Raw genomic sequence first — 9,994 nt, 5'->3', positions numbered from 1 at the left:
GAGATCTACACGTACAGGCCGACGATTCCCCTGGCGGAGGCCCTCGCCCTGGAGGCGCGTCGCCGGGGAAGCGACACCCACCTCACCCTGATGACCGACGATCTCTGGTTCACCTCGATGCGGGAGTTGTCCACGCAGTGGTTGCGCCAAGCCTCGCCTGTGGAGTTCGCCATCCACGACGCAATCACCGCAGACGTCTACCTCGGTGGTCCCGGGGACGCCCGTCGCATGCGAGGCATCCCGCCCGAGAAGTTCGACGCGAACAGCCTGGGGAACCTGCGCCAAGACGAGCCCTTGCAACGGCGCGGCATTCGGCATGTGGACCTCCCGATCGGCCGCGTGACCGCAGGACGCGCGGAGGCCTACGGACTCGACTTCGCGAAGTGGCAGGCGAGCTACCGCGCCGCCTTGGGTGTGGAGTTGACCACGATTCGAAGGCGTGGCGCGATCCTTGCGCGCTCCCTTCGCGGTCGGAAGCGGGTCCGCCTCACCTCGGATGCGGGCACGGACCTGCGGTTCGAGACCAAGCCCCTCGCACCCATCGTGGACGATGGAATCGTGGATGCCGCAGACGTCTATCGAGGATTCGTGAACACATCGCTCCCCGCGGGTCGGCTCGAGGGCGCCCTACGTCCGACGTCCGTGGAAGGCGAGGTGCACGCCACGGATCCCATGTTCTACGCCGGCCGCACGATTGCGCGGCCCTGGTTCGCCGTGGAGTCGGGCCGGATCGTTCGGTGGGGTGCCGAGTCGCACGGTGATCTCCTGGACCGCATGCTCCGGCAGTCGAAGGTCGAGCGGGCCAGGCTGGGTTGGTTCACGATCGGCCTGAATCCCGTGGCGGAGCCGTGCATGCTCGACAATACGATCGTCGCGGACGACGTGGGACTCGGGCTCGGCCCGCACCCGCAGCTCGAACGAAAGGCCGCGGATCCCTCCGTGTTCTTCTACGAAACCGTAGGACGCGTGCAGGTTTCGCTCGCGGGGCATGCTCCCGTGCGCGCACCGGGATGACGCCGGATCATTCGAGCCTCGCGTGCAAGACGCGTCGGGCGGTAGGAGCTCGGGAAGGCAGCCCTCAGTCGAATTCCGAGTGGGACTCCGGCCCGCCCATCCCCTCGCCCTTCGCCTCGGTCTTCGGTGCCTTGGCGGCGATCACGTCGTCGATTCGGAGGATCATCACGGCGGCGTCCGTCGCGGAGGCCACGGCCTGCTTGGGTACCCGCAGGGGCTCCAAGATCCCGAGCTTGCGCATGTCCGCGTTCTTGCTATCCAGAGGCTCCACGCCCCACGAGGTCTTGCCGTCCTTGTGGGCCGTGCGCAGGTCGATCAGGGTGTCGATGGGGTCCATCCCCGCGTTCTCCGCGAGCGTGCGGGGGACGACCTCCAGGGCCTTCGCGAACGCCTCGATCGCGAGTTGCTCCCGCCCGCCTACGCCGACCGCGTGCTCCTTGAGGGCGAGGGACAGGGCCATTTCGGGCGCGCCTCCGCCGTACAGATACTTGCCGTCCTCCACGGCCACCGCGACCACGGAGGTCGCGTCCTCGAGGGAGCGCTCTATCTCGTCGACCACGTGCTCCGTGCCGCCGCGGAGGAGGATGGACACGGACCGTGGGTGCTTGCAGCCCGTGACGAACGTCATCTTGTCGTCCCCAATCTTCTTCTCATACACCTTCTTCGCGCTCCCTAGGTCCCCCGGGCCCAGTTCGCGGATCTCCGAGATCACGTGCGCGCCCGTGGCCTTCGCGAGTTTCTTCATGTCGCTCTCCTTGACCCGCCGGACCGCGTAGATGCCTTCCTTGGCGAGGTAGTGCTGCGCGAGGTCGTCGATCCCCTTCTGGCACAACACGACGTTCGCGCCGGAGGCCTTGATCGCCTCCACGAACCGGCGGAGGATGTTCTCCTCCTCCCGGAGAAAGGCCTGCATCTGGGCTGGGTCGCGGATGCGAATTTCTGCGGACACCTCCGTCTTCTTGACCTCAAGGGCGGCGTTCAGGAGGGCGATCCGTGCGTTCGGAACCTCGACCGGCATGCCCGCGTGGACCCGCTCCTTGTCCACGATGACGCCTTCCACGAGCTCCGAATCGCTCACGTCCCCGCCTTGCTTCTTCACGACTTGGATGTCCTCGTCGCTGACGAGCCAGCCCGAGCTGCGTTCCTCGGCGACCGCGCGGACCGCCCGCACGGCGAGGTCCGCGAGGAGCTCCTTGTAGGCGGTCGCGGACTTGGAGCCCATCGACGTCTTCGCGATCTTGAGCAGGGTGTCCTGGTCCTTGATGGACACCTTCTCCGCCCGCGCCTCGAGGACCTCCGTGGCCTTCTCCGCGGCCTGGCGGTACCCTGCGACGATCACCGTGGGGTGGACCTGCTGCTCGATCAGGGCCTCCGCCTTCGCGAGGAGCTCCCCCGCAAGGATGACGGCCGTCGTCGTGCCGTCGCCGCATTCCTGGTCCTGGGCCTTCGCGACCTCGACCATCATCTTGGCCGCGGGGTGCTGCACGTCGACCTTCTTGAGGATCGTGACCCCGTCGTTCGTGATCGTCACGTCGCCAAGGCTGTCCACGAGCATCTTGTCCATGCCTCGCGGGCCGAGCGTCGATCGCACGGCATCCGCGATGGCCCGCGCCGCCTCGATGTTGTTCGACTGGGCTCCGCGGCCCTTTTCCTCGGTCGTCCCTTCCCGCAGAATGATGATCGGCTGCTGTCCTCCACCCATGGGCATGGCCATCGCAGGAACCCCCGTATCCCCCAACCAGGGGATGGCAGACGCGGACCGAAATCGGAGAGGCCGGATATGTAGATTCCCCCGTTCGGGCGAACGCTTCCCCGAGGCCCGTGGGGTTCCAAGCCATCATGGCCCGCCCCAAGGCGCGGCGATCACGATGCCCGCCGGGTTCACCGCGTGCCGTACATCTGGTTCGGGCGGAGGATCGCAGGGAAGCGACGGCGCAGCATCCGCCGCGCCTCGTCGCAGAGGTGGCAGGCGTCCGCGTAGGTCTGCCGGTGGGCCAAGCCGTACCGGCGCGCGAGGGCGACCGGACCGCCCGCCAGCAACGGGCCCACGATGGGATGGGCGTCGGGGTCGTAGGATTCCAGAATCTCCCGGAGCGGCCGCTCGAAGACGTTGCCCAGGGAGATGCCTTGGCAGACGTGCACGTTCCCCTCCGAGTCGATATGGACCCGTTCCGGGTCCCGCAGGTTCTCGTACGGGCACCGGTCCAGCTCCGTCCACGGGCTCGGCCGGGCGCGGGAGACGAGCTTCTTCGCCGCGCGGCCCCGGTACATCACTGCGGAGACGCCGGGGGGCAGCTGGCCGACCCTCCGGGCCGCGTCGGCCTCTTCGGGCTGCGCAACCGTGATCGTGCCGCAGGGAATCCGAAAGGCTCGCGCAGCGGCGGCCGCGTGTTCCGCGAGGCGGCCGTCCCCATCATCCCAGTGGTAGCGGTCGCTGCTGATCGATAGGTCGTGGACGAGGCCGCGGAACGGCCGGAGCGCCTCCTTGGCCTCGGGGATTCCCGTGGCCCAGTAGGCGTTGGATACGATTCCCACCCGAAACCCCTTCCGCGCAGCGAGGCGGACGCTCTTGAGGAGGAGGGGGTAAAACAAGAAGGGCTCGCCGCCCTCGAAGAAGATCCACTCGATGCCGCCGAGGTCCTCCGCCTGGCGCAAGATCCTCCGGACATCCGACAGGGACATCGTTCCCCGCGCCTCCGGGCTGCTCCAGACGAAGCAGTGATCGCACTCGAGGGTGCATTGGTAGCTGAGGAGGAGGTGGAGTCCCTGGAGCGGCATGGCATCCCGGAATCGCCTCCGCCGCCCTAGGAACCTCCGTATCGACTGTTCGAGGGCATGCCCTTTCGGCCCACCCTCGTGCGGGTCGGATATCGCATGCTATTCGCGCGCCGACTTCGCGGCCGTCGCGGCCGCTCCTCCCACCCGGGCGGGTTCGAGCCGAACACCGAAATCGGGGAGGCAGAGGGGGTCGCCGGCTTGTGGCGGGCTTCGCACGGCGTACGCGAACCGTGGATGACCCTTTTCTATCGCGCCGGGCATGGGGCTGCCGGGTGACACCGATGAAGCTCGCGATTCTGGGAACGGGTCATGTGGGCCAGGCCCTCGCCAAGGGTCTCTCGAAGACGAGGCACGAGGTCACGTTCGGTTCCCGGGACCCGTCCAAGGCCGACGTGCCCCCGGGCACGAAGGTCGAGACGATGAGGCGGGCCGCGGCGTGGGCCGAGGCGGCGATCCTCGCGGTCCCGTACTCCGCCCTGAAGGACACGATCGAGGCCGCGGGCCTGGGGAACCTGAAGGGCAAGACGGTGATCGACCCGACGAACGTCCTCTCGCCCAGCGGGGAACTGGCCCTGGGATTCACGACGTCCGGCGCCGAGGAGCTCGCCAAGCTCGTGCCCGACGCGAGCGTCGTCAAGGCGTTCAACACGATCTTCGCGCAAAACATGGCCAGCGGCCGACTCGCAGGGCAGCCGCTCACCTTGCCCGTCGCCGGGGACGACCCGAAGGCCAAGGCCGTGGTCATGGCCCTGGGACGGGACATTGGGTTCGAGCCCGTCGACGCGGGTCCGTTGAAGGCCGCGCGTTACCTGGAGCCCATGGGCATGCACCTGATCTCCCTGGGCTACGGCCAGAGGATGGGGACGGCCATCGGGTACCGGCTCGTGCGCGGCCGCGGTTGATTGCGCACCGGTCGGAAAGCCATTCGCTGCCCGAATGCCCGCATGCGGTTCCCCGAGGCGACGGGCGAACGGACCAAGGCGTGGCGACAGCGGTGCGACAGCCCGTTCCTTGGTCGCAGGCTCGCGGTTTTGAGGCTGTCCTCCAACCGCGAAACCGATCTGGAAGAACGGACATCGCCTCTCTGTTGGCCCCGACTCGGCCAAGGCATATACATCGGATTCTTGCCGCTAGCGGTCTCTGCGGCGCCCGGAGGGATTTCGTGCCGGCCGAGGATGGATCGAGCCGAACTCTGGCGTCGATTCAGAAGGATCTTGAGGGAGTCGACCGGGTACTCCAAAAGGCTGGGTTCGGCTGGCTCCTCATCGCAGAACTCCGAATTGTCCGGAACCTTGTTTCTATCGTGGAGACGGGCTCGGCTGGGAAGACGGAGTCGGAACAACCGCAACAGCGCTCCATAGACGACAGGATCAGAGACGCTGAATGGGACCGGACCGGACCTTGTACCGGCTGCTTTCCCTTCTCGGGATTGCCATCGGCGCCGCATCGGTGCCAATCGGGATTGGCGATTACCTGGAGACTCACAACGTCTTGTCGAGCCTCCTCTGGGTGGTGGGGCTTGTGGGATTCGCCATTCCTTTCGTCTTCCCGGTCGCCTCCCATGAGCAGGCAGTGCGCGACCTCGAAATGGAGAAAGCCCTGAAACTCGACGACTGGAAACCTGATGCGCAGAGGGCTGCCAGGCTGTACCGTGCCCACGAGAACGAGATGAAACGGTACTACGACCAAATCCTGAGACAGGGGGCCTGGATTTTCGCCACAGGCCTCGCCCTGCTTGCGATGGGCTTCGTCATCATACTCGTGACCCTGTACTTCATCGTCTCCAGCCCCCCGGGGACGGACATCACGAAACAAGTCATCACTGGCGTCATCGGCGGGTCAGGTTCCTTCGCGACCGACTTCGTCGGCGCCATTTACCTGAGCATGTACCATGGTGCAAGCGATGCCGTAGGGAAATTCCATGATGCGCTGGTGGCTACGCACGACCTCTACTACGCCAATCTGCTGGCTGCCCAGCTGAAGGACGGGAACGTGGCCCAAAGTGCACTTGAGAAAATCGCCTTAACGATAGCGAAGGTCCCCCTGCCGCCTTCGGGGGCGACACCACCGGGTCCAGCGCAGAAGTGAGAGGAAGGAGACACCGTCGCCAAGCACACACCGCGCTACGATCGTGCACGGACTGCACGCTGGACACAAGGGATTGTGCGCTGCATGCTTGCGTTCCTTGCGAAGCTCCTTGGACCTCCAGAGGCCACATGGCTCCCCGTGTGTGATGAGGTGGGACGTTTTCCTTGGGAGACTACCCCTTCACGCGTCGGGAAGGGACTCCCTTTCCCGGCGGCTCCCCCACGGAACCAACAATGCTATCGGGTTGCGAATCGATGGACGCATTGCCATGAAGCCGGAGAACGGGGCGCTCCTGGTCATCGTCGTGGCGGTCGTCGTGGTCGCCGTGGTCATCGCGCTCGGAATCGGCGAGCCCCGGCCCACACGCCTCCCCACCACGTTGCCGATCCCTGCGGGGACGGTCATCGACCCGTTCGGCTACAACGTGAGCTTTGCCGTGGTCGGTGGCATCGGACGCGTGGTCGGCGCATGGTACGCCAACCGCGGAGGTGCGTTCGTGATCGATCCTTCGGATGTGCCGCTCCCCACGTTCAGCCACGGCTCCCCGTGCGGGAATCCGATGGTCCCCTGGAATGGGACGCTGAACGTCTCGCTCCGGCCCGGGACGTACGCGATGGGGTTTTGGCCCATGGCCCAAGGCGGGACGTTCGTGGTCACGAAGACGATCCTCCTGGGGTATCCCGGCGACTCCCTCTCCGCGACGAACACCACGTATCTCACCTCGTGCAGGGTACCACCGTGACCGGGCCCCACCACGCCGAGGCGATTCTCCGCCGGAAGGGCCTTGCTTCGAGGGAGCGATGGGGGTTTTGGCATGGCACCTCGGAAGTCGTTCTTCGGGTGGAGCGATCTACCATGGGCGGGCGCCATCGCGCTCTTCATCGCCTTCGCGATCTTCCTCACCGACAGCGGGGTCCTGAACCAGCCGTATGCAACCTTCAGCGGATGCAGTAGTTTGGGAGGTGGGTTCGTCATCGTTCTCGGCTGGATCCGTGCCCGAAACAAGGTCACCTGGGCGAGGAAGGTTCCGAAGGTGACGGCCCGGAAGGTGCCGAAGCCATAGGGCCGCAGGCCAGGCGTGCCCGGTGCTCTGCCACCGGAAGCGACGCGGTCCAGTCCCAGATCCACGCGAACGACGGGCTTACGGCGCACGTGCTCGGCGCCGTGGCGTCCCTGGACCACCGCGAGGCCGTGCGCCACCACGTGGACGTCGTCCGGATCCTTGGGGACGCGTCCCAGCGGGACGTCCTGAAGCGCGACCTCGACGAGCGCTCGACCTTCGGCTACCTCGGCGCCCGGGCGTCCCGGTCCCACGCGGAGCGGGTCCTCCGGGATGCCGCGCGCTTCCTCGAGTGGGTGCGTCGGAGCCTGGAAGCCTGAGGGCCTCGTGGGGCACGGAGTTCGGGACCGTGGAAGAGACCCGGCTTGCCGTCCTCGACGCGGCCGACGACGGTCGCGCCGCTGCGCTCCCGTTCCCACCCGCCTTTCCCCTCGCTCCCTCGGACGCCTCGTACGCGCCCCTCTCCGAATCGTTTATCCGGTCCGGGGACATCGTCTCCTCCATGGGGACCACGAAGGCCCGTTTCCGAAGGATCGAGGCGGCGCGCCGCGAGGTGGACGTGATTCTCGAGGCCCTTTCCCGGCGAACCCAGACACCGGAGGAGTCCCTGCGTGCCCTCGAGGTCCATAACGCCGCCGTCCTCCGGATGAACCAGGCGAGGCGATGAGGGACCTCGCCGCCGTCGTCCGCGAAGCCGCCCGGATCCTTTCCTCGCTGCGCATCCGGTACGTCATCGTCGGCGGGGTCGGAGCGAACCTGTACGGCCGTCCCCGAAGCACGTTCGACGTGGACCTGATCCTGGAGGTCCGGGAAGGCGATGCGGAACGCCTCGCCAGGGCCTTTCGGGGGAGCGGGTTCTCCGTCTCCCCCGAGGACATCGTGGACGCCCTGCGCGAGCGCAGCCATTTCACCGTCCACGACCGCGAGTCGGAGTACCGCCTCGACTGCAAAGGCTCCTACACGGCCCGGGAGCGGGTCGCGCTCGAGCTCCGCCGCAGGGTCCGCAGCGGCCGCAGGTTCCTCTACGTCGACGCGCCGGAGGACCTGATCGTCGCGAAGCTGCTGTTCGGTTCGCCCCAGGATCTTCTCGACGCGGAGGCCGTATACGTCAGGCAACGCCCGCGGCTCGACCTGCGCCACGTGTCCTCCCTGGCGGGACGCTTCGGCGTCGCGGAGGAATGGAAGGCGCTGCGCCGGAGGGTCGACCGGATCCTCAAGGAGCGAGCCTAGACATTCCTTCCGGCCGCGCTCGCCGGAATGGGTGCAGGATCAGGTCCCTCCGTGTCGCGGGGCCTTCCGTCGAAGCATGAGGAGGCTCGGGCGAGCGACCTCGTGAAGTGCCTGGTCGGGCCGCGGACGTCGAGCCACGGTGGGCGTACGTGGTCCGGAGGAAGCGATTCCTGGACGAGATCCCGCACGCGCGGCGGATCCGCGGGGTGGTGATCGTGCGGACGGAGGGGGCGAAACGCGTCCTCGAGTTCCTCAAGCGCTCCGGCGCCGAGGCCCACGTGAGGACCGTCGAGCTGACGAAGGAGGACCGGGAGGCGTTCGGAGCGTGCTGGCCGCGAGGGCGCGGGTGGCCTAGCCGCTCGCCGCGAGCTTCGCCAACGCCCACTGCCGGAAGCGGTCCGCATGCCGCAGGCTCGCGTCCGCATCTTCTTCTCCGAGCAAGCGGTCTTCGTATTCGGACGTGGTCTTGAGCTGGAGGAGGGCTCGGAGATGGGCCAAGTTCCGGTCGAGGTCGGTCCGGTCGATCCGGAGAGCCGTGAACAGCCGGAGGATCTCCTTGTGACCCTCGCCGGCCGACCGCGTCCCTGAGTAGAAGACGGTGACCGCGTCGGACATGCAGAGGGCGGCGTGGACGGCATGAGAAACGGCCGCGTTCCAGTCGCCCCGCTCGAAGGCCTGCCGCGCGGACCGGTGGAACTCGTCCGACTTCCGGATGTAGTTGCGGTAGTTCGCTTTCGGCACGCTACGGGTCTTGCGACCCATGCCCGATCACCTCCTCGAGGGACCTGCCTCCCACGGCGATTCCCTCCGCCCGCGCCGCCCGGACATAGGGGAGCGACGCCCGCGCCCGTAGCTCCTGCGGGGTGAGGACCTTGGCGTCCACATGAAGCCCGTACCGCCGGAGGAACAGGGCCTCGAGCTTGTCCAGTCGCCCCCCCATGCTCTTCGGATCCTCCGTGACGACCAGGAGGTCGAGGTCGCTGGAGGGGCCCGGGGTCCCCCGGGCGTAGCTCCCGAAGAGGACGACCGAGACCGCGCCGTCTCCCAGCGTGGAGCGGACCTTCTTGAGGAGCTCCTTGCGGATGCGGTCCTCGGACCGGAGGAGGTTGTCCAGGATGGAGAACAGGTAGGAGTCGCGGTTCGCCTGGAACACGTAGGCGCGTCCGATCGTTCGCCGGTGGGCGAGCCCGCTGGCGGCGAGGATCCGCAGCGCCTCCAGGGCCGTGGAGGGGCTCAGGCCGAGGAGCCTCGCGGTCTCCCTCCCGGTAAACTCCTTGTCGGGCAGGCGCACCAGGAGCTGGGTGACCCGGAGCCTCGCTGGGTTGCCTAGGATGTTCCCGAGCAGCGCGGTGAACGGATCGTTCGATGAATCGGTCATATGTCCAATTTCTCGAACATATGTATGAATCCCTGGACATATAACTCTTCCGGCTGCCTTCCACCCCACGCCCCCACGGCCCGGGCCAAGGGCGGCGCGGGTGCAGAAGGCGGTCCTCCCGTCTTCCGCCTGGCGGCGTACGACCGGGACCGGGTGAGCGAGCTCGTGAAGCGCCTGGTCGGGCCGCGGCTGCGGAGGGAAGGACTTGCGAATCCCGTCCTGAGCTCTGACACGGCTTTTGTAGGTCGGCTCCCACCGAGTGCGCGATGGTCTGCCTCTGAAGCTGTCCTCCGCCACACAAGCTTCGGACGATCCCCCCTTCCGCAGATCGCTTCGGGGGTCGGCGCGGTTCCTGGGTGTTTGCTATGGTAACACGTGAGTTCGGCTACTCCCGGCCGGAAGGGCTTTGCCGCATCACGGGGATAGGGGTTTCGGCATGACCACCT

General features: G+C 67.1%; 12 protein-coding genes. 8 read left to right on the top strand and 4 right to left on the bottom strand.

Annotation, left to right across the window (positions count from 1 at the left end; translation table 11 throughout):
- The coding region (locus tag VEY12_10835) for an aminopeptidase (GenBank protein ID HYM40612.1) at positions 1-1,014 on the top strand (1,014 nt) is incomplete at its 5' end.
- Positions 1,015-1,078: 64 nt separating this feature from the next.
- On the opposite strand, the gene thsB is transcribed toward VEY12_10835, so the two are convergent.
- Together thsB and VEY12_10825 are read right to left on the bottom strand one after the other, a co-directional pair.
- Entirely contained in the window at positions 1,079-2,716 is a 1,638-nt protein-coding gene (gene thsB / locus VEY12_10830) for a thermosome subunit beta (protein ID HYM40611.1), read from the bottom strand.
- Between the two features lie 179 nt (positions 2,717-2,895).
- A complete protein-coding gene (locus VEY12_10825) occupies positions 2,896-3,792 on the bottom strand; it encodes a radical SAM protein (GenBank protein ID HYM40610.1) in 897 nt (298 codons plus the stop codon).
- Between the two features lie 281 nt (positions 3,793-4,073).
- Between VEY12_10825 and VEY12_10820 the strand changes: the two genes are divergently transcribed.
- From VEY12_10820 to VEY12_10790, 7 genes are all read left to right on the top strand, one after another.
- A complete protein-coding gene (locus VEY12_10820) occupies positions 4,074-4,694 on the top strand; it encodes an NAD(P)-binding domain-containing protein (protein ID HYM40609.1) in 621 nt (206 codons plus the stop codon).
- Positions 4,695-5,193: 499 nt separating this feature from the next.
- On the top strand, positions 5,194-5,880 hold the full coding sequence (locus VEY12_10815) for a hypothetical protein (protein ID HYM40608.1): 687 nt from the start codon (positions 5,194-5,196) through the stop codon (positions 5,878-5,880).
- Between the two features lie 268 nt (positions 5,881-6,148).
- Complete coding sequence (locus VEY12_10810) at positions 6,149-6,622, top strand: hypothetical protein (GenBank protein ID HYM40607.1); 474 nt, start codon at positions 6,149-6,151, stop codon at positions 6,620-6,622.
- 72 nt (positions 6,623-6,694) lie between these two features.
- Positions 6,695-6,943, top strand: a complete 249-nt coding sequence (locus tag VEY12_10805; GenBank protein ID HYM40606.1) for a hypothetical protein — start codon at positions 6,695-6,697, stop codon at positions 6,941-6,943.
- An 89-nt stretch (positions 6,944-7,032) separates the two neighbouring features.
- The gene (locus VEY12_10800) at positions 7,033-7,260 is read left to right on the top strand and encodes a hypothetical protein (protein ID HYM40605.1); all 228 of its coding nucleotides are present in this window, start codon (positions 7,033-7,035) and stop codon (positions 7,258-7,260) included.
- 29 nt (positions 7,261-7,289) lie between these two features.
- The gene (locus VEY12_10795; GenBank protein ID HYM40604.1) at positions 7,290-7,607 is read left to right on the top strand and encodes a hypothetical protein; all 318 of its coding nucleotides are present in this window, start codon (positions 7,290-7,292) and stop codon (positions 7,605-7,607) included.
- Entirely contained in the window at positions 7,604-8,170 is a 567-nt protein-coding gene (locus VEY12_10790; GenBank protein HYM40603.1) for a hypothetical protein, read from the top strand. Before VEY12_10795 ends, VEY12_10790 begins: the two co-directional genes overlap by 4 nt.
- A 351-nt stretch (positions 8,171-8,521) precedes the next feature.
- Here the strand turns inward: VEY12_10790 and VEY12_10785 are convergent, their stop codons facing one another.
- Positions 8,522-8,932: a HEPN domain-containing protein gene (locus tag VEY12_10785; GenBank protein HYM40602.1), complete on the bottom strand. Its 411-nt coding sequence runs from the start codon at positions 8,930-8,932 to the stop codon at positions 8,522-8,524.
- Positions 8,913-9,548 (bottom strand): nucleotidyltransferase domain-containing protein, encoded by a 636-nt coding sequence (locus tag VEY12_10780; protein HYM40601.1) that lies wholly within the window; start codon positions 9,546-9,548, stop codon positions 8,913-8,915. Before VEY12_10780 ends, VEY12_10785 begins: the two co-directional genes overlap by 20 nt.
- Positions 9,549-9,994: the final 446 nt, after the last annotated feature.

This window comes from Thermoplasmata archaeon, from assembly GCA_035632695.1.
Taxonomy (GTDB): domain Archaea; phylum Thermoplasmatota; class Thermoplasmata; order RBG-16-68-12; family RBG-16-68-12; genus RBG-16-68-12.
Note: the sequence above shows the minus strand (reverse complement) of the source record. Positions and strands in the feature narration are given on the sequence as shown.

Excerpts from the sequence above, each read along its gene's own strand:
- thsB (HYM40611.1), bottom strand. The coding sequence starts at position 2,716 with ATGGGTGGAGGACAGCAGCCGATCATCATTCTGCGGGAAGGGACGACC.
- VEY12_10825 (HYM40610.1), bottom strand. The coding sequence starts at position 3,792 with ATGCCGCTCCAGGGACTCCACCTCCTCCTCAGCTACCAATGCACCCTC.
- VEY12_10820 (HYM40609.1), top strand. The coding sequence starts at position 4,074 with ATGAAGCTCGCGATTCTGGGAACGGGTCATGTGGGCCAGGCCCTCGCC.
- VEY12_10810 (HYM40607.1), top strand. The coding sequence starts at position 6,149 with ATGAAGCCGGAGAACGGGGCGCTCCTGGTCATCGTCGTGGCGGTCGTC.
- VEY12_10805 (HYM40606.1), top strand. The coding sequence starts at position 6,695 with ATGGCACCTCGGAAGTCGTTCTTCGGGTGGAGCGATCTACCATGGGCG.
- VEY12_10790 (HYM40603.1), top strand. The coding sequence starts at position 7,604 with ATGAGGGACCTCGCCGCCGTCGTCCGCGAAGCCGCCCGGATCCTTTCC.
- VEY12_10785 (HYM40602.1), bottom strand. The coding sequence starts at position 8,932 with ATGGGTCGCAAGACCCGTAGCGTGCCGAAAGCGAACTACCGCAACTAC.
- VEY12_10780 (HYM40601.1), bottom strand. The coding sequence starts at position 9,548 with ATGACCGATTCATCGAACGATCCGTTCACCGCGCTGCTCGGGAACATC.